A 17,662-nucleotide genomic window follows, 5' to 3' on the forward strand; every position below is an offset into this window, starting at 1 on the left:
CCGGTACCGGTACGAGGACGGGGCCGGGGGCGGCGCCGCCGGGCACGGGTAGGCGGCGCTCGGGACCCCGGCCGTGGGTCTGGGGCGTGCTGACACTGTGGGTGGTCCTGGCCGCCGCGCTGGTGCCGCTCGCCGGCAAGCTCGGGGACGTGCAGAAGGACGAGGTCGTCTCGTACCTGCCGGACAGCGCGCAGTCCACGGACGTGGCCCGCGTGGTGGCGGACATGCCCGGCGGCGACACCACCGACATTTCGGTGGTCTACCACCGCGACGGCGGCCTGACCGCCGACGACCGGGCCGCGGCCGCCGCGCAGGCGGGCGAGATCGCCGCGCGGTTCGAGACGATCGGCGGTGTCGGGGCGCCCGCCGCGTCGGCCGACGGGCAGACTCTCGTCTACGCGTTCCAGATCGCCGAGTCGGCCGGCGAGCCGGGCGAGGTCGTGCCCGACATCCGCGAGGTGACGGACCGTCATGCGGCGGGCCTGGACGTGCTGGTGGGCGGCCCGGGCGGTACCGACGCGGACATGGACGAGGTCTTCTCCTCGATCGACGGCACGCTGATGATCGCGACGCTGCTGGTCGTGACGGTGCTGCTGATCCTCACGTACCGCAGCCCCTTCCTGTGGCTGGTCCCGCTCGTGTGCGTCGGCGTCGCGGAGGTCGCCACGCGCGCGGTGGTGTACCTGCTGGTCGAGGTGGGCGACCTTACGGTGACGGGGCAGAGCGGCGGCATCATGACGGTGCTGGTGTTCGGCGCCGGGACCGACTACGCGCTGCTGCTGATCGCCCGCTACCGGGACGAACTGCGGCGCACCGAGCGGCCGTTCGATGCCATGGTGAAGTCGCTGCGCGGCTGCGGGCCGGCGCTGCTCGCTTCGGCCGGGACCGTCGTCGCGGGCCTGCTGTGCCTGCTCGCGGCGGACATGAACAACCTGCGCGGGCTCGGCCCGGTCGGCGCGGTGGCCGTCGTGTGCGCGCTCGCGGTGATGACGACGCTGCTGCCCGCTCTGCTGGTGCTGCTGGGGCGGCGGGTGTTCTGGCCGCTGATCCCGGCGTTCGGCAGCGCTCCGCGGGCCAAGCGCAGCGCGTACGCCCGCATCGGCGCGCAGGTCGTGCGGCGCCCGGTCGGCATACTTGTGCTCGGCACCGTGCTGCTCGGCGCGCTCGCGCTCGGCACCATGAAGCTGCCCGGCGACCTGCACATGGCCGACAGCTTCACCGAGAAGCCGGACTCGGTCGTCGCGGCGCAGACGCTCGCCGAGGCGTTCCCGGAGCGTGCCAGCCAGCCGATCGCGGTGGTCGCCCGCACCGACCGCGCCGACGAGGCGCAGCGGGTCGCGGAGGGCGCCCAGGGCGTGGCCGACGTGGCGCGCGGGCGTTCCGCGGACGGCTGGACGGAATTCTCCGTCTTCGCCACCGACCGGCCCGAGTCCGCGGGCGAGGAGGCCACGATCGAGCGGCTGCGCGGCGCGCTCGGCGGGATCGGCGGCGCGGAGGCCGCGGTCGGCGGGCCGACGGCCGAGGGCATGGACAAGCACACCGCGACCTCGCGCGACCAGAAGGTCGTCGTGCCGCTCGTGCTCGCGGCGGTCCTGCTGATCCTGATCCTGCTGCTGCGCGGCCTGGTCGCGCCGCTGATGCTGGTGGCCGCCGTCGCGCTGGTGTGGGCCGCGTCGCTGGGCATCGGCGCCCTGGTCTTCGAGCCGGTCTTCGGCTTCGAGGGCGCGGACCCGGGGCTGCCGCTGCTGAGCTTCGTGTTCCTGGTCGCGCTGGGCGTCGACTACGGCATCTTCCTGCTGCACCGCATGCGCGAGGAGGCCCTCTCGGGCACGCCCTCGGACCGGACCGTCGTGCCCGCGCTGACCGCCACGGGCGGGGTCATCGCCTCCGCCGGGTTCGTGCTGGCCGCGACGTTCTCGGTGCTGACCGTGCTGCCGCTGGTGATCCTGGTCGAACTGGGCTTCGTGGTCGCGGTCGGCGTGCTCCTGGACACCTTCGTGGTGCGGACGTTCCTCGTCACCTCCGCGAGCGCGGTGCTCGGTCGGCGCGTGTGGTGGCCGGGCGCGCTGGCGAAGGCGGACGCCGCGCCGCCCGCGGACCCGGCCGACGGGGACGGTTCCGGGCGCTCCGGCGGCCCCGGGGCCACCGGGCCGGGCGGGCGCGAGGACACATCGCCGATGATGGCCGGATGAACCGGCAACCTCGGAAACCGAGCGGGGTGTCCGTCCCGAACCGGACGGACACCCTGCTCGCCGTGGCCGTCGCGGTGCTCTGCGCGGCGGTCGCGGTCGCCGCGCCCGGCAGCCGCCCGACCGATCCGCTCGCGATGGTGCTGCTGCTGGCCGCGAGCGCGACCCTGCCGTGGCGCCGCCAACGGCCCGGCCTGGTGCTGCTGCTCGTGGTGGTGCTGACCGTGCCGTTCCACATGATGGACTACCGGCACGAGGCCGCCTCGCCGATCGCGCTGGTCGCGCTGGCGACCTTCTCGGCGAGTGTGGCCCGTACGAAGGCGCTGGTCGGCGGACTCGTCGTGGTCGTGCTCGTGCTGGTCATCATGGGCGTGGTCCAGGACGGCGAGATCAGCGGCGACCACCTGGGCGCCGTCGGCTGGGTGTTCTTCTCCGCGGTCGCGGGCCAGGCGTGGCGCTGGCACGCGGCCTACGTCGCGTCGATCATCGACCGGGCCGAACGCGCCGAGCGCAGCCGCGAGGAGGAGGCCCGCCGCCGGGTCGCCGAGGAGCGCGTGCGCATCGCCCGGGACCTGCACGACCTGCTCGCGCACAGCATCACGCTCATCGGCGTGCAGGCCGGGGTCGCGGCCCACCTGGCCCGGCAGCCGGAGCCGGACGGCGAGGTCCTGGCCGCGGCGCTGGAGACCATCGCGGACGGTTGCCGGGCGGCGCGGGCGGAGGTGCGCTCGACCCTGACCGTGCTGCGCGAGCCGGGCGAGGCGCCGGACCAGGGCGCGGTGCCGGGGCTGGCCGGGGTGGGGGACCTGGCGGAGTCGGTGCGCGGCGCCGGGGTCGACGTCGTCGTACGGGTGGACGCCGACGCGGAGGCCGACGAGGAGGCGCCTGCGGTGGGCGTCGCGGCGTACCGGATCGTGCAGGAGGCGCTCACCAACGTGGTGCGGCACGCGGCGGCGTCGCGCGTCACGGTGGACGCGGTGCGCGAGGACGGCGTCCTGCGCCTGACCGTCGCCGACGACGGCCGCGGCGCAGCCGCCGCGGCGACCGAACCGGCGGACGGCTCGGGCGGCTTCGGCATCCTCGGCATGGCCGAGCGGGCCCGCAGCGTGGGCGGCACGCTGACCGCCGAGCCGGGGGACACCGGCGGATTCACCGTACGTGCGGTTCTGCCGCTGCCCGCCGCGACCGTGCCCGCTCCCGTCACACCGGAGGCATCGTGACCACCCTGCGCGTCCTGCTCGCCGACGACCAGCACCTGGTGCGGGCGGCGTTCTCCATGCTGGTCGACTCGGCCCCGGACATGGCCGTCGCGGGCCAGGCCGAAGACGGCCACCGGGCCCTCGAACTCACCCGCGAGCTGCGGCCGGACGTGGTCGTCATGGACATCCGCATGCCGGGGCTCGACGGGATCGAGGCCACCCGGCGCATCGCGGACGACCCGGAGCTCGGTGAGGTCCGGGTGCTGGTGCTGACGACGTTCGACGACGACGAAAGCGTGCTGGCGGCGCTGCGCGCGGGGGCCGCGGGGTTCCTCGTCAAGGACACCCGGCCCGCCGAACTCCTGGACGCCATCAGGGTGGTGGCGGCCGGCGACGCGCTGCTGTCGCCCGGGCCCACGGCACGCCTGGTGGCGCGGGTCGTCCGGCTGCCGGAGACGGTCGCCCCGCCGCTGGCGGCGGGGTCCGCGCTGGTCGCGGAACTGTCGGCGCGCGAGCGCGAGGTGCTGGCGCTCGTGGGCCGCGGGATGAACAACGCCGAGATCGGCGGCGTGCTGGGGCTGAGCCCCCTGACGGTGAAGACGCACGTGAGCCGAATACTCGGCAAGCTGGGCATCCGCGACCGGCCGCAACTCGTCGTCACGGCCTACGAGTCGGGCTTGGTGCGGCCGGGGGACGCGGCGGCGGACTGAACGGGCGTACCACGTCGCGGCGAACTCGACGCTGGTTCACCCACCACCTGCACCACGACGCCGCCGGCAAACCTGTGTTCGACAGGCGGTTTCGCACGGAGTGCGCGGACTGAGCGGGCATTGCGGGCGGGCACTGCGGCCGGTCGAGGTTGCGTCCGGCCGCGGTTCGGCCGGTCACGGTTTCGGGAGGTAGGCGCGCAGGAACACCTCCAGGCCGGCGTCCACGATGTGGTCGATGTCGGCGTCCGGAATCGGCACCGCGCCCAGGAAGGTCCGGGTCGACACCTCCGTGCCGGTCAGCAGCACGAAGTGCATGGCCGCACGCCGCGGGTCGGTGATCTCCAGCAGCCCCTTCTCGCCGAGTTCCGCGAACCGCCCGGCCAGCGCGGCGTTGACGGGGCGGGGACCGGCGTCCTGCCAGGCCTCCAGCACTTCGCGGGGGAGGTGCCCCGCCTCGGCCTGGATCTGGCGTACCAGCGCGAAGTGCTCGGAGAACGCGGTGCCGGCGGTCGCGTACTCGCGGGCGAAGGCGCGCAGGTCCGCGGCCAGGTCGGTGATCTTGGCGAAGTGCCGGTCGATCTGCGCGATGTGCGCGTCGCGGACGCGGGACGCGCTTTCCCTGATGAGCGTGCGGAACAGCTCGTCCTTGTCCGCGAAGTGGTTGTAGATGGTGCGCGTCGAGACCCCGGCCTCCTTGGCGATCTCGCCGATGCTGCCGCGCGTGTAGCCCTCCCGCGCGAAGACCGTCAGCGCCCCGCGCAGCACCGCCTGGCGCTTCTCCAGCAGCCCGCGCCGGGGGCGTGCCGCGGCCTCGTCGATACCGGTCATGCGCGCTCTCCCTCGAAGAAAGTTGCAATGGTCGTTGTAATTCGTGCAATGCACGTTGTACTTTACCTGTGTCGGGTCGCTTGTGGGAGCGGAAACCGGCAAAACCCCGTGTTTTGTGACAAGCAGCGTGCGGCGACCTCCGCCGAGCCATCCGGCAGCGCCACCCGACACAAGGCACCGACACAGGAACCCAAGGAGACAAGCCATGCCGGTCACCACCACTGCCGCCACCGCCGCCGCGCCGCTCGTCCGCACCCCGATGCGCCTCGCGGTGATCGTCGGCAGCAACCGCGACGGACGCTTCGCACCCGTCGTCGCCGACTGGGCCGTGCGCGAGGCCCGCGCATACGGCGCATGGGAGGTCGACGTGATAGACGTCGCCACCACCCCCCTTCCGTCCGCCATCGAAGTGCCGGGCATGTCGGAGGCGCGCGAGGTGGCGGAGCTGGGCGCACGCCTGGCGGCGGCCGACGCCTTCGTCGTCGTCACTCCCGAGTACAACCACAGTTTCCCGGCCGCTCTCAAGCACATGATCGACCTGTTCCGCGATGAGTGGCGGGCCAAGCCGGTCGGGTTCGTGTCGTACGGCGGCATGGGCGGCGGGCTGCGGGCCGTCGAGCAGTTGCGCCTGGTCTTCGCCGAACTGCACGCGGTCGGCATGCGCGACAGCATCAGCTTCCACATGGCCTGGGAGCGGTTCGACGAGGAGGGCCGCCCGGTCGACGCCGAGGGCTGCGCGTCCGCGGCCAAGGGCATGCTCGCGCAGTTGGAGTGGTGGAGCCGGACGCTCCTCGAAGCCCGTGCGGCCCGCCCGTACGACGTCTGAGCCGGTCGGAATCGACGCGAACCCGCTTGCCCACGTGTCCCGAGCGCCCCCGCGCCCGCCCGCCGCCGAGGAGCCCTGCCATGCGCCGCGCCGCCAACTCCCTTGAACCCAAGTCCTCTTCCACCACCGCCACGAGCCGTGCCGGGTTCGCGGTGACACTCGCCGTCGTCCTGTTCGGCTACCTCGTACTGCCGATGTCGATGTCCGGCGCCACTGTCGCGGTCCGCCGCATCGGCACCGACCTCGGCGCGTCCGGCGCGTCCCTGCAATGGGTCGTGACCGGCTACTTCCTCGCCGCCTCCTCCTTCATGCTGGTCACCGGCTCACTGGGCGACCTCTACGGCCGCCGCCGCGTCTACCGGCTGGGGGCGGTCGTCTACGGGGCGGGAAACCTCGGCGCCGTGTTCGCCCCGAACATCCTTCTGCTGGACGCCACGCGCACGCTGACCGGCATCGGCGCCGCGGGCGTCATGGCGGGAGGCGGGGCGATCCTCGCGACCACGTTCACGGGCCCCGCACGTACCAAAGCCTTTGCGGCCATGGGCAGCATGGCCGGGGTCGGCCTGGCGGTCGGCCCGACGGCGGCCGGGTGGCTGGTCGAATCGCTGGGCTGGCGCGCGATGTTCGGCCTGTTCGGGGCCGCGGGCCTGGCGCTGTTCGCCGGGGCGTGGGCGCTCACCGAGTCGCGTGCCGAAGCCAAGCCGCGGCTGGACCGGTCCGGGATCGTGCTGTTCATCACGGGCCTGGCGCTGGCCATGTTCGCGATCACCCAGGGCGCGCAGGCGGGTTGGGGCAGCTCGCAGGTGCTGGCCCCGGGAATCGCGGGGATCGTGCTGCTCGGTGCGTTCGTCGTCGTGGAACGGCGCGTCGCACGGCGCGGCGAACGGCCCCTGCTCGACCTGTCGCTGGTCGCCAACCGCCGGTTCGGCGGGTGGCTGCTCGCGGCGATGGCCGGGGGCGTCTCGTTCGGCGGCATGCTGGCCAACCTGCCGACCTACCTCCAGGGCGCGAACGGGCTCTCGTCGGGCGACGCGGGTCTGGTCATGCTCATGCCGACGTTGCCGATCCTGATCCTCCCCGCGATCGGCGGCCGGCTGGTCACCAAGGGCGTGCCGCCGCGTGCGCTGGTCGCCTTCGCCCTGCTGCTGGCGGCCACCGGGAACCTGTGGCTGACCGTGCTGCACCCCGGCATCGGCGCCGCCGGGCTGGCCGGGCCGCTGGTGATGATCGGCTCGGGCCAGGGGCTGGTCGCGGGCGTCATCGACGCCCAGGCGATGAGCGCGGTGGCGCCCGAACGCACGGGCATGGCAGCCGGGTTGCTCAACACCGTGCGCGGCAGCACCCAGGCGCTGACCATGGCGCTGTTCGGATCCGCGCTGATCACGCTTCTCGAACGCAGCCTCGGCTCGGCTCCGTCCGCGGCCCGCGTCGCCACCGGCGACATCCCGGACGGCCCGGCCGGCGCCCCGCTCGCCGACGCACTCACCGACGCCTGGCGGATCATCCTGCTGACCGTCGCCGCGCTGGTCGCCCTCGCCGCTGTCACGGTCTTCCGCCTCCTCCGCCCGGCGGTTGCGGCCCCCGAGCCCGCCGCCGTCCCGGAGACCGAGGCTCCCGTACGCCGCGAGGCCCGTACCCCGGTCGGCGCGAACCGGAACTGAGTACGACCGAGATGCGCCGCAGACCACTCCGTCTGCGGCGCATCTTCCGGCGGGACCTGCGACGAGGTTTGGTGCGGTGCGGGGCACACATTCGGTCAGTTGGGAGCCCAAGGTCGCGCACCGACCCGGATGATCGGGCGCGTAGCATCGGCTCCATGTCGGAAGCCGTGCGAATTGCCCTCATAAGCGGGAGCCTGCGGGCGGATTCGGGGAGCACCGCGCTGCTCCGGACCGTCGCGGAGGTGGTCGAACCCGAAGTGGTCACGGCCCGCGTGTACTTCGGCATGGGGGCACTGCCGCACTTCAATCCGGACGACGACTTCGAGCCGCTGGACCCGGCGGTCGCGGAACTGCGCGGGTTGATCGCGGGTGCCGACGCGCTGTTGTTCAGCACGCCGGAGTACGCCGGTGGCCTGCCGGGCTCCTTCAAGAACCTGCTCGACTGGAGCGTGGGCGGCAACGAGATCGTGGACAAGCCGACAGCCTGGCTGAATCCGGCCGCGCCGGGACGGGCGGAAGGCGCTTATGCGGCGCTGCGCGTGGTCCTGGGCTACACCGGTGCGCGCGTTGTCGAGGAGGCGTGCGTACGCCTGCCGGTGCGGCGGGACGCGATCGACACGGAGGCCGGCACGGTGGCGGATCCCCGGGTACGCGAGGGGCTGCGGGACGCGGTGGCCGCGCTCGTCGCGGCGGTGAAGGCGGAGCGGCCCGCGGCCGACCCGTCCGCGGCGGGGAACCCCTGGTAGGTCCGGCTCGGGAGTGCCGGAGGCCTACTTGCGGGCGGCGGCGATGCGGCGGAGAGGCGGTTCGGTCTTGGGGGGTTGGCGGCGCGGCGGGAGCTCGTCGAGCAGGGCGGTCGCGGCCTCGGTGACGGCGCGGACGGCGCGTTCGAACGCCTCCTCGGTGCTCGCGCTGACCGACTGCACGCCGCTGATCTTGCGGACGAATTGACGGGCCGCGGCCTCGATCTCCTCAGGCGTCGCGGCGGGCTCCAGGCCCCTGAGCGTGGTGATGTTCCGGCACATGGCCCCAGCGTAGGCACACCTCCCGACAAACCGGGCGTGGTGCGCGGCGACGGGGCGGGGCCGGTTGCGCCGCGTGCTTGCCGCCCCCGCCTTGCCGCCCCCGCTGTTGGCTCACCCGTCTTTGGCTCACCTGTCTTTGGCTCACCTGTCTTTGGCTCACCCTGCGCGGGGTCGTCCGGCAGACGGGTCTCCGCCGCGGCGACAGTTCTTTCGGGGCCGTCCGGTTATTGCGCCAGCGGTCCCGCGGCGGACCAGCCGGGGGCGTGACGGTGGGGACGGACGCTGCCGGGAGCGACCTCCTCGCCGCATTCGCGGCAGATGAGGACGGCGTCCAGCGCGTGGTCCTCGTGCCGGAAGACGACGGGCGGCGGGGCCTCCACCCAGCGGTCGCCCCAGGCGGCGAGGGTCTGGAGGACCGGTTGGAGCGCGCGGCCGGGCGGGGTGAGGTGGTACTCGAAGCGCGGCGGGCGGTCCTGGTACGGGCGCCGCTCCAGGATCCCGGCCGCCTCCAGGGCGCGCAGGCGCGTGGTCAGGATGTCGCGCGGGGCGCCGGTGTTGCGGGCGATGGCGTCGAAGCGGCGGTTGCCGAGCAGGATTTCGCGTACCGCGAGCAGGGCCCACTTCTCGCCGACGAGGGCGAGTGCGGAGGCCACCGAGCAGGGGCGGCCGACCGTTCGGGGGCGGGCGATGCGCGGAGTTTCCATGCGGACAAGGTTGCCATTTCCAACTGACCGGCGCTACTTTCGTGAGTGGCGAGTTGGATTTTCCAACCTTGGGAAGGTCCGCTCGCCGATCAGGGGCGTCATCACCGTCCGAAAGGCGGCACACCATGACCGAGGCGTACATCGTCGACGCCATCCGCACCCCCGTCGGCAAGCGCAACGGCGGACTCGCGTCCGCACACCCCGCCGATCTCGGCGCGCACATCCTGGCCAACCTCGTGGAGCGGACCGGAGTGGACCCGGCCGCCGTCGACGACGTGGTCTTCGGATGCCTCGACGTGATCGGCCCGCAAGCCGGGAACATCGCGCGCACGTCCTGGCTCTCCGCCGGGCTCCCGGCGTCCGTGCCGGGCACGACCATCGACCGCCAGTGCGGATCCTCGCAGCAGGCCGTGCACTTTGCGGCGCAGGCCGTGATGAGCGGCACCGCCGATGTCGTGGTGGCGGGCGGCGTACAGAACATGAGCATGATCCCGATCTCGGCATCGCTGCGGGCGGGGCGCGAGTTCGGGTTCGACAGCCCGTACGCGGGGGCGCTCGGCTGGCGGAAGCGCTACGGCGACCAGGAGATCACCCAGTTCCGCGCGGCCGAGCTCATCGCCGAGAAGTGGGGGATCACCCGCGAGGAGATGGAGGAGTTCGCGGTCGCGTCGCACGAGCGGGCCATCCAGGCCGACCAGGAGGGGCGGTTCGCGGGCGAGTTGGTGGCGTACGGCGACGTGGTCCGCGACGAGGGCCCGCGTGCGCCGGACCGGGACAAGATCCGCTCGTTGCCGACGCTCCGCCCGGACGGCCGCATCACCGCCGCCCTGGCGAGCCAGATCTCGGACGGCGCCTCCGCGACCCTCGTGGTCTCGGAGCGGGCCCTGCGCGTACACGGGCTCACGCCGCGTGCTCGCATCCACCATCTCACCGTGCTCGGCGACGACCCGGTCTTCATGCTCACGGGGCCCATCCCGGCCACCGCCCGTGCGCTGGAGCGCACCGGGCTGACCATGGACGACATCGACCGGGTCGAGATCAACGAGGCGTTCGCGTCGGTGGTGTTGGCCTGGCAGCGCGAGACCGGCGCCGACCTCGCCAAGGTCAACGTCAACGGCGGCGCCATCGCCCTCGGGCACCCGCTGGGCGCCAGCGGCACCAAGCTGTTCGCCACCCTCCTCAACGAACTGGAGCGCAGCGGTGGTCGGTACGGCCTCCAGACGATGTGCGAGGGCGGCGGGATGGCGAACGTGACGATCATCGAACGACTCTGACGCATCGGCAGGTCGGCCGGGCGGACGGGGCCGACGCACCCCGCCGCCCGGCCGACGGCCATCGGCACCACCGGAAAGGGACCCATGAGCGAGACCAGGGACGTCGTCGAGGAGTTCTTCCGCAGGACGGCGGCGGGCGAAATGGACCGTGCGGGCGCGATGTTCGCGGACCACGTCGACTGGCACATCTTCGGCGCGCCGGAAGTCCCCTGGACGGGACGCCGCACCACGGGTGCCGAGGCCGCGGCGTTCTTCCGTGACCTGCCCGGACATCTTGCCCCCGAGGCCTTCGCCATCGACCGCATCCTCGTCGACGGGTCGCACGCGGTCGCCATGGGCCACATGAAGCAGCGCGTCCGGCACTCGGGCGGCCTTTTCGAGACGCCGTTCGCGTTCCACCTCACGGTCGAGGACGGCCGCATCACTCGCTACATCCCGTACGAAGACAGCCTGGCCTTGGCCCGCGCGTACGGTGTTGCCTGACGCCGCGCTCGACGCGCCACCGCTCTCGACGTGCCGCTCTCTACGGGCCGCCGCTCTCTACGGGCCGCCGCGGTCGGCGCTCCGCCGCGCTCGGCGGGGCCCGGGGCGAAGGCCCCTCCTACCTGCCGGTGAGGACGCGTAGAGTCGCCTCTCGTGGAGGGGTTGCTGCTCAGACTGTCCGCGCTCGACCCTGATGCGGAGGCCGCGGTCCGGGTGATCGCGTACTTCGACGCGCTGGTGACCCACGGGGCCTCCGCGCACGCGGTCGTCCGCGCGACCGCGGCGCTTGCCGAGTGTCCGGCGGGCTGGGTGCTCGGCGACGGTACGTCGGTGCGGTACGCCCCGGACGGCTCCCCGCTCGAACGGCTCGGCGGCCTGCCGCCCTCCCCGCCCGCGAGCGCGGCCGTCTCCGGCGGCGGCACGGTCTGGCTGGAGCGGACCGGCGAGCCGGCCCCGCTCGACCCCCTCGTACTGGAGCGCATGGCGGTCGCCGCCTCCACGGTGTGCCGGCAGGGCGCCTCGCGGCGCGAACCGGCCGGGCCCGCCGACCCCGCGCTGGTCGAACTCGTCCTGTCCGCCGAGGCCGAACCGGAGAGCCGGGTCCGGGCGTTGCGCCTGCTCGGGCTCGCGCCCGGGCGGCCACTGCGGGTGGCCGCGGTGCGGGGCGTACCGTCCGGACCCGCGTCGGCGCCCCTGGCACGGTGCGGAGCCGCCCGTGCGGTGGTCGACGGCGTCACGGCGGTGCTGATCCAGTCCTCGGCCGAGGCCGCGTACGCCGGCCTGTCACCGGACCGCGGCACGACGGTCGGCGTCGGCGGCGCCGCAGACGCCGAGCACGCGCGTCGTTCCTGGGAACAGGCCCGCGTGGCCCTGCGCTTCGCGGAACCCGACACGGCGCCGGTCGTCCGGTACGACGCCCTGGGCAGCCTGGCGATGCTGGCCGAACTCCCGGCCCAGACCCTGCGGAGCCGCCCCGAGCTGGCGGTTGTTGAGGCGTACGCCCGACGCCCCGGCGGCGAGGCGGACTTGGCGGCGCTCGCCGCCTTCTGCCGCTCCGGCTCCCTGCGCGGCGCGGCGACCCGGCTCCACCTGCACCACAGTTCGGTCGCCGACCGGGTGGCTCGCGCCGGCGACGCGCTCGGATGGGACCTCGGCGACCCGGCGGACCGCTTCCGGGCCATGGTGGCCCTCACCCTGCGACGCCTCGCCCGCGACTGACACACCGTCAACCCCAGGTCAGTCGGGCCTGATCAGCACTTTTCGCGCCTCGCATAAGCTCCTGGAATCCCTGCCAGCCGATCTCCCGCAACGGGCAGAACACCCCGCGGCGCGGTCCCTGTCCGATGTCCAAGACCCGCATCCGTCGCGCGGACCCCGCCGCCAGCGCCGACTTCAGACCGTCGGCCCCCTCCGCGCCCACCGCGAACGCCTCAGGTTCGGGCGCCGGTTCGAGGTGTGCCGGTACGGTCAGATCCGCCCGCGCAAGGCGGCTCTGCGCCAGCATCGACACCAGTCCGTGGTCGGCGGCGAGTTCGTCCGCGAGATCCACCAGTTGCCCGACCGGTGGCTCGACTCCGGCCGGGCAACCGAGCGCGAAGGTCAGGTGCTCCTCGACCCCGCTCCTCGTACGCACCACCCGCAAGGCGCCGATTGACGCGCGGCCCGACGGGCCGACGATGACGAACCACGAGGGCTCCGGCGCCCGCGACCGTGCCACGCCGGTCAGTTCCTCGCGTGACCAGCGCAGGTTCGCCGGTTCGGCGGTGCCCCAACCGCCGGGCGCGGCCCCGGCGATGCGCCGCCACACCGCCTCGGCCCCGCCACCGAGCAGTAGTTCGTGTGCCGCCGGACGACGCGTCACAACCGTGATCAAGAGCTGCCGTTCGGGCGTGCCGCGGGCCCGGACGTCGGCTTCCGTCGCGCGCTCGGCACGCTCGGTGGCCTCTGCGAACGGCTCGGCGATCCGCTCTGCCGACTCGAAAGCCCCGTTGTGCCAGCGGAGTTCGGTCCCGGACATCCCGTCGTGGTACCCGCCCAGGCCGTCCTGTACGACCCAGCGATTGGGCAGTCTGCCCAGGACCGTCCGGGTGGGGAGTGTGAGCCGCGAATGAGGCGGCGTGACGATCTGGACGGCTCGGCCACTGAGCGCCGCGGCCCGCAGGGCGTCGGAGAGCCATGTGGTCATCGCCACCAACGGCCGGTCCTGGATGACCGCCGCCACCTTGCCGGTCAGGACGTCCACCGCCGGTTGCGCAGCGGCCCGCACGGACGCCGTCCCGACTCCCGCGACGGCGGCGGCGCCCCGGTCAGCGGCCTCGGATCCGGGCGGCCACACCGACCCGCCCAGCAGCGCGACGAGCCGGGTCGTGACCGTGCGCGCCAGCAACTCCGCGTCAGGGGCCGCGGTGGCGGCGCGTACCTCCGTCCACCACACCGGGCCGTCGACGGCGACGCCGAGCAGGCGTTCGACCTCGCCCGGAGTGTGGACCGGTAAGGGGGCCTCGACGAAGACGAGGGGCCGCCCTTCTGCGTCGGCGAGCCGGATCAGCGCGCCCTCGCCCTCGACGCCGACCAGGTTGTCGGGGCCGCCGGCCATGAGGCCCGCCACGAGGCTCCACCGGTCGGGCATGCGTTCGGTCAGGGCGATGAGATCGGTGGTCATGCGTCCTCGTACTCCGGGCAAATCCCGGTCTGGATCAGGCGGTTGGCGGACCCACGGCTGATGTACGTGCCACGCCCGGGCGGCCGCGGCGCCGGGTACACACCCGGCAACAACTGCCCCTCGGCGCGGTGGCCCGTCATGACCAGGGCCGCGGTGCCGCTCTCCCGCAACGTCGTCAGGAACGGCTCGTACATGGCCCGGGACGCGCCCGAGACCCGCCGCGCCACCACGAAGTGCAGGCCGAGATCCGCGGCCGACGGGAGGTAGGGGACGAACGCACCCAGCGGCTGCTGCCCGGCGCCGGCGAGCATGTCGTAGTCGTCGACCAGCACCACGATCCTCGGCCCCTTGAGGTCGATCGGTCCCGCGAAGACCTCCGGCGCCGGGGTGTCGTCCGGCATGCGCTTGTCCAACTCGGTGGCGACCGCGGCGGACAGCGCCGCGGCCAGGCGGGTGTTGTGCGCGTAGCCGCCGCGGTAGGGCTCGGGGACCAGGCTGTGCAGGCCGCGCCGGGGATCCATGACGGCGAAGACCAGTTCCTGGTCGGAGTGGCGTTCCATCAGGCCGCGCGCGACCAGCTTGAGCAGGTTGGTCTTGCCGCATTCGCTGTCGCCGAACACGATCAGATGCTGGTCGCGCCCGAAGAGGTCGAGCTTCACCGGCTGCATCGCGGCCTGGTCGAGGCCGATGGCGACCCGGTCGGGTTCGGTGCGGGCATTGGGGAGACCGGTGAGCGGGAGGCGGGCCGGGAGGACGCGTACGGGCGGCGCGGTGACACCGGACCAGGACCCGCGCACGGCACGTACCGCACTGTCCAGCGCATCGCCCAGATCCGCGTCGGTCGCCCGGGAGTCGATGCGCGGCAAGGCGACCTGCGCGAACAACTTGCCGTCGGTGAGCGCCCGTCCGCGCTCCTCGGGTGCGACGGTCTGCGCGAGCCGCCGGTCGATACCGCTGTCCGCCGGGTCGTTGAGCCGGAGTTCGACGCGGGTGCCGAAGTTGGACTGCGCGGCGATGCGCACGTCGTTCCAGCGCAGCATCCCGGCGACCACGTGAATGCCGTAGCCGCCGCCGTGCTTGAGCAGGTCGCCGACCGCTTCGTCGAGCTTCTCGAAGTCCTCGCGCAGCCCGCCGAATCCGTCGATCACGAGGACGATGTCCGGCGGTCCCAGGGCAGGCAGCCGCCCCTCGGCGCGCAGGCGCCGCAGGTGTTCGATCGAGTCGATTCCGTGCGCGCGGAACGCGTCCTGACGTGCGGTCAGCATGCCGCGCACCTCTTCCACGGTGCGGGAGGCCCGCTCCCGGTCCGTCCGGCCCGCGATGCCGCCGACGTGCGGAAGCCGGGACAACGACTGGAGTCCGCCGCCGACCAGGTCCAGTCCGTAGACGGCGACCTCTTCGGGCGTGTGGGTCAACGCCAGGGACAGCACCAGCGTGCGCAGCAGCGTCGTCTTGCCCGTCTGCGGCCCGCCGATCACCGCCATGTGCCCGCCCGCGCGCGTCAGCTCGACCTCCCAGCGGCCCTGCCACTGCCGGGCCGGATCGTCGAGCAGTCCGAGCGGTACACGCATTGCGTCGGCGGAACCGCCGCGCCCGGACGCCCGGTGCGCGAACTGCATGCCGCGGCGGCCCGCGGTGATCCGGTCGACCGCGTCCAGCGGCAGGTGCGCCGGCAGCGGCGGCAGCCAGATGCGCGGCACCGGCGGTGCGGCGTTCGTCAGTTGGCCGACGACCGTGGACAGCAGTGTGGGGCCCGCGGCGCGCCGCGTGGGTACGCGCTGCCGCGGCGCGTCGTCCGGTTCCGGCTCCTGGAGCGTGTTGTACGCGGGATAGGGCAGGACGGCAGGCCGCTCGTCTCGCGGCGTTTTCCGCCGCTCGGGCCCGGTCGGGCGGCCGGAGACGTACGACGCCTTGAACCGCTGGTAGATGCTGGTGTCGACCTTGAGGTAGCCGAACCCCGGGATCGGCGGGAGGTGGAAGGCGTCGGCCGTGTCCAGGACCGTGCGCGACTCCTCGGGTGAGAAGGTGCGCAGTCCCAGCCGGTAGGACAGGTAGGTGTCCAGCCCCTTGAGCCGACCGCCCTCGATGCGCTGGCTGGACAGCAACAGGTGAATGCCGATCGACCGGCCGATGCGTCCCACCGACAGGAACAGGTCGATGAAGTCCGGCTTGGCGGCCAAGAGTTCGCCGAACTCGTCGATGACCACGAAGAGATGGGGGAGCGGTGCGAGATCGGGGCGCTCGGCGCGCAGGGCGGCGTACGTCGAGATGTCCGCCACGTTTCCCGCATCCTTGAGAACCTGTTGGCGGCGCTGCACCTCTCCGGCGAGGCTGGCGTGCACGCGCTCGACGAGTCCGGCCTTGTTCTCCAGGTTGGTGATCACCCCGGCGACGTGCGGCAGCGACGCGAAGGGGGCGAAGGTGGCGCCGCCCTTGTAGTCGACCAGCACCAGGGCCAGGTCCTCGGGGGAATGCGTGGCCACCAGAGCCAGGACGAGTGTGCGCAGCAGCTCGCTCTTGCCCGAGCCGGTCGCCCCGACGCAGAGCCCGTGCGGCCCCATGCCCAGCTCCGCTGACTCCTTGAGGTCCAGCAGTACTGGCGCGTGGTCGCCGTCGAGGCCAATGGGGACGCGCAGAAAGCCCTGGGTTCCGCGGCGCGGCGTCCACAGGTGCTCGGGGTCGATCAGGGCGGCGTCCTCGATGCCGAGTTGTGCGCAGAAGTCCACCGGCCCGGACAGCGGAGCGTCGGCCGCGGCGGACTCCGGCGACAGCCGAAGCGGCGCGATCATACGCGCCAAACCCTCGGCCCCGGCCGCGGTGACCTCGTCGAACGAGCCTTCCGTACACATGGGTTCGGCACCGCGTAGGTCCTCGACGCACACCGTGTCGCCGTCAGGCCCACCGAGCGTGATGCGTACCGCCACGTGGTCCGGCTCGTGGGTGCGGTCGGCAAGCAGGTGCAGCACGGTCACGCCCATGTCGCCGAGCGGAACAGCGGCGTCGGGCCTGGGCAGTTCGGTGGCCTCCCGGCCGTGGCCGTCGTGCACCACCAGCAGTCGCTGGACGAGGTCGAGGGCGTCGCGCCGGGCGAGGCCGCGGCGCAACTCGGCGGCGAAGGCGGCACGTCGGCCGAGGTCGTCGGCGGATTCCCGGCTCAGCTCGGACAGATCGGGGGCGATCCGACGGGCCGGGACGGGACCGTCCCAGCGGTCGGGGTCCAGGGCGTGCGGGAGCCACTTGAACCACGCCCAGTCGGCGGCGCGTTCCGCCGGGCAGGCGAGTGCGAAGGCGGCGTCGTCCGGAGCGTGCGTCGCGGCGGCCTGGACCACCAGGGTGCGGGCGATGCGCAGGACTTCGTCACGCGTGCCGATCACGCTGATGTCGCCCACCCGGTCCAGCGGGACGGTGAGCGGCATGTCGGGGGTGGCGCCGAAGCGTTCGCGCAGCCCCGCGGCCTCGTTGCGCATGAACCGGTCCGGCGGCGTCAGGACGCTGCCGCTCTGCGCCTGGAGCGACAGGACGCGCACCGGCATCGCGCCGGTGCCGATGCGGACCTGGAGGAAGTCCGAGTCGTGGCGCCGTCGTTCCCACAGGCGTGCGGTGTCGTCGACGATGTCGTAGAGCGCCTCGGGCGGCGGGTGGAGCAGCCGGGCAGCCTCGCGGCGCTCGCGGTCCTCGGCGCCGAGCTCGTGCCGCAGCTCCTCCAGGTATTCGAGGTAGCGCTCACGCTGGAGGCGGCGCGTGCGCTGCGCCTTGCCGCGCTGCGAGAACACCAGGGCGGCTCCGCCGAGCAGCGCGGTGACCAGGACCAGGGCGCCGATCACCGCGAACTGGCTGCCGCGCATGACGGTCATCATCACCACCGAGCCCAACACCCCGGCCATCGGCAGCAGTTGGGTGATCGGCGAACCGGTTTTGCCCTCGGGGAGATTGGGCGGCGGCTCGATGACCTGCTCGGCGGGCTCGGGCAGCGGCCGCGTGCTGCGCGCCGGACGGTGGATCCGGCGGGTGCTCACCGGGGGCTCCGGGAGCGCGCGCCGCCGTGCGCGGACTTCGCTGACCACGTGGTCGTGACGGACGTATCCGTCGAGCGGCCGCGGG

14 protein-coding genes are annotated in these 17,662 nt (G+C 73.4%); 9 read left to right on the top strand and 5 right to left on the bottom strand.

Features of this window, described 5'->3' with window-relative positions; all coding sequences use genetic code 11:
* From ACRX5S_RS38305 to ACRX5S_RS38315, 3 genes are all read left to right on the top strand, one after another.
* Positions 1 to 2,192 (top strand): MMPL family transporter (locus ACRX5S_RS38305; protein ID WP_436777884.1); only part of this gene is annotated, 2,192 nt, incomplete at its 5' end.
* Entirely contained in the window at positions 2,189 to 3,409 is a 1,221-nt protein-coding gene (locus ACRX5S_RS38310) for a sensor histidine kinase (RefSeq protein ID WP_436777885.1), read from the top strand. The genes ACRX5S_RS38305 and ACRX5S_RS38310, both read left to right, overlap by 4 nt.
* A 56-nt stretch (positions 3,410 to 3,465) precedes the next feature.
* Positions 3,466 to 4,098, top strand: a complete 633-nt coding sequence (locus tag ACRX5S_RS38315; protein ID WP_436777952.1) for a response regulator — start codon at positions 3,466 to 3,468, stop codon at positions 4,096 to 4,098.
* A 174-nt stretch (positions 4,099 to 4,272) separates the two neighbouring features.
* On the opposite strand, the gene ACRX5S_RS38320 is transcribed toward ACRX5S_RS38315, so the two are convergent.
* On the bottom strand, positions 4,273 to 4,926 hold the full coding sequence (locus ACRX5S_RS38320) for a TetR/AcrR family transcriptional regulator (protein WP_436777886.1): 654 nt from the start codon (positions 4,924 to 4,926) through the stop codon (positions 4,273 to 4,275).
* A gap of 205 nt (positions 4,927 to 5,131) precedes the next feature.
* Here ACRX5S_RS38320 and ACRX5S_RS38325 point away from each other — a divergent pair, with 205 nt between their 5' ends.
* From ACRX5S_RS38325 to ACRX5S_RS38335, 3 genes are all read left to right on the top strand, one after another.
* On the top strand, positions 5,132 to 5,752 hold the full coding sequence (locus ACRX5S_RS38325) for an NADPH-dependent FMN reductase (RefSeq protein WP_436777887.1): 621 nt from the start codon (positions 5,132 to 5,134) through the stop codon (positions 5,750 to 5,752).
* 80 nt (positions 5,753 to 5,832) lie between these two features.
* A complete protein-coding gene (locus ACRX5S_RS38330) occupies positions 5,833 to 7,413 on the top strand; it encodes an MFS transporter (RefSeq protein ID WP_436777888.1) in 1,581 nt (526 codons plus the stop codon).
* 155 nt (positions 7,414 to 7,568) lie between these two features.
* Positions 7,569 to 8,159 (top strand): NADPH-dependent FMN reductase, encoded by a 591-nt coding sequence (locus tag ACRX5S_RS38335; RefSeq protein WP_436777889.1) that lies wholly within the window; start codon positions 7,569 to 7,571, stop codon positions 8,157 to 8,159.
* Between the two features lie 24 nt (positions 8,160 to 8,183).
* On the opposite strand, the gene ACRX5S_RS38340 is transcribed toward ACRX5S_RS38335, so the two are convergent.
* Positions 8,184 to 8,438 carry a DUF2277 domain-containing protein gene (locus tag ACRX5S_RS38340; RefSeq protein ID WP_436777890.1) on the bottom strand — a complete coding sequence of 85 codons (255 nt, stop codon included), beginning with the start codon at positions 8,436 to 8,438 and terminating at the stop codon, positions 8,184 to 8,186.
* Positions 8,439 to 8,662: 224 nt separating this feature from the next.
* The gene (locus ACRX5S_RS38345) at positions 8,663 to 9,142 is read right to left on the bottom strand and encodes a winged helix-turn-helix transcriptional regulator (protein WP_436777891.1); all 480 of its coding nucleotides are present in this window, start codon (positions 9,140 to 9,142) and stop codon (positions 8,663 to 8,665) included.
* A 125-nt stretch (positions 9,143 to 9,267) separates the two neighbouring features.
* Here ACRX5S_RS38345 and ACRX5S_RS38350 point away from each other — a divergent pair, with 125 nt between their 5' ends.
* The 3 genes from ACRX5S_RS38350 to ACRX5S_RS38360 all read left to right on the top strand — a co-directional run bounded on the left by ACRX5S_RS38350 (position 9,268) and on the right by ACRX5S_RS38360 (position 12,117).
* Complete coding sequence (locus ACRX5S_RS38350; RefSeq protein WP_436777892.1) at positions 9,268 to 10,416, top strand: acetyl-CoA C-acetyltransferase; 1,149 nt, start codon at positions 9,268 to 9,270, stop codon at positions 10,414 to 10,416.
* Positions 10,417 to 10,500: 84 nt separating this feature from the next.
* Positions 10,501 to 10,899 (top strand): nuclear transport factor 2 family protein, encoded by a 399-nt coding sequence (locus ACRX5S_RS38355; RefSeq protein WP_436777893.1) that lies wholly within the window; start codon positions 10,501 to 10,503, stop codon positions 10,897 to 10,899.
* 153 nt (positions 10,900 to 11,052) lie between these two features.
* The gene (locus ACRX5S_RS38360) at positions 11,053 to 12,117 is read left to right on the top strand and encodes a PucR family transcriptional regulator (RefSeq protein ID WP_436777894.1); all 1,065 of its coding nucleotides are present in this window, start codon (positions 11,053 to 11,055) and stop codon (positions 12,115 to 12,117) included.
* A 7-nt stretch (positions 12,118 to 12,124) separates the two neighbouring features.
* Here ACRX5S_RS38360 and ACRX5S_RS38365 read toward each other — a convergent pair whose 3' ends face one another.
* On the bottom strand, positions 12,125 to 13,561 hold the full coding sequence (locus tag ACRX5S_RS38365; RefSeq protein ID WP_436777895.1) for a DUF6177 family protein: 1,437 nt from the start codon (positions 13,559 to 13,561) through the stop codon (positions 12,125 to 12,127).
* A complete protein-coding gene (eccCa, locus tag ACRX5S_RS38370) occupies positions 13,558 to 17,577 on the bottom strand; it encodes a type VII secretion protein EccCa (RefSeq protein ID WP_436777896.1) in 4,020 nt (1,339 codons plus the stop codon). Before eccCa ends, ACRX5S_RS38365 begins: the two co-directional genes overlap by 4 nt.
* Positions 17,578 to 17,662 lie beyond the last annotated feature (85 nt).

This window comes from Yinghuangia sp. YIM S09857, assembly GCF_051388915.1.
In the GTDB taxonomy this organism is placed as follows: Bacteria; Actinomycetota; Actinomycetes; order Streptomycetales; family Streptomycetaceae; genus Yinghuangia.

What these genes read in the sequence shown, in the direction of transcription:
- ACRX5S_RS38310 (WP_436777885.1), top strand. Translation starts at nt 2,189, where the DNA reads ATGAACCGGCAACCTCGGAAACCGAGCGGGGTGTCCGTCCCGAACCGG.
- ACRX5S_RS38315 (WP_436777952.1), top strand. Translation starts at nt 3,466, where the DNA reads ATGCTGGTCGACTCGGCCCCGGACATGGCCGTCGCGGGCCAGGCCGAA.
- ACRX5S_RS38320 (WP_436777886.1), bottom strand. Translation starts at nt 4,926, where the DNA reads ATGACCGGTATCGACGAGGCCGCGGCACGCCCCCGGCGCGGGCTGCTG.
- ACRX5S_RS38325 (WP_436777887.1), top strand. Translation starts at nt 5,132, where the DNA reads ATGCCGGTCACCACCACTGCCGCCACCGCCGCCGCGCCGCTCGTCCGC.
- ACRX5S_RS38330 (WP_436777888.1), top strand. Translation starts at nt 5,833, where the DNA reads ATGCGCCGCGCCGCCAACTCCCTTGAACCCAAGTCCTCTTCCACCACC.
- ACRX5S_RS38335 (WP_436777889.1), top strand. Translation starts at nt 7,569, where the DNA reads ATGTCGGAAGCCGTGCGAATTGCCCTCATAAGCGGGAGCCTGCGGGCG.
- ACRX5S_RS38340 (WP_436777890.1), bottom strand. Translation starts at nt 8,438, where the DNA reads ATGTGCCGGAACATCACCACGCTCAGGGGCCTGGAGCCCGCCGCGACG.
- ACRX5S_RS38345 (WP_436777891.1), bottom strand. Translation starts at nt 9,142, where the DNA reads ATGGAAACTCCGCGCATCGCCCGCCCCCGAACGGTCGGCCGCCCCTGC.
- ACRX5S_RS38350 (WP_436777892.1), top strand. Translation starts at nt 9,268, where the DNA reads ATGACCGAGGCGTACATCGTCGACGCCATCCGCACCCCCGTCGGCAAG.
- ACRX5S_RS38355 (WP_436777893.1), top strand. Translation starts at nt 10,501, where the DNA reads ATGAGCGAGACCAGGGACGTCGTCGAGGAGTTCTTCCGCAGGACGGCG.
- ACRX5S_RS38365 (WP_436777895.1), bottom strand. Translation starts at nt 13,561, where the DNA reads ATGACCACCGATCTCATCGCCCTGACCGAACGCATGCCCGACCGGTGG.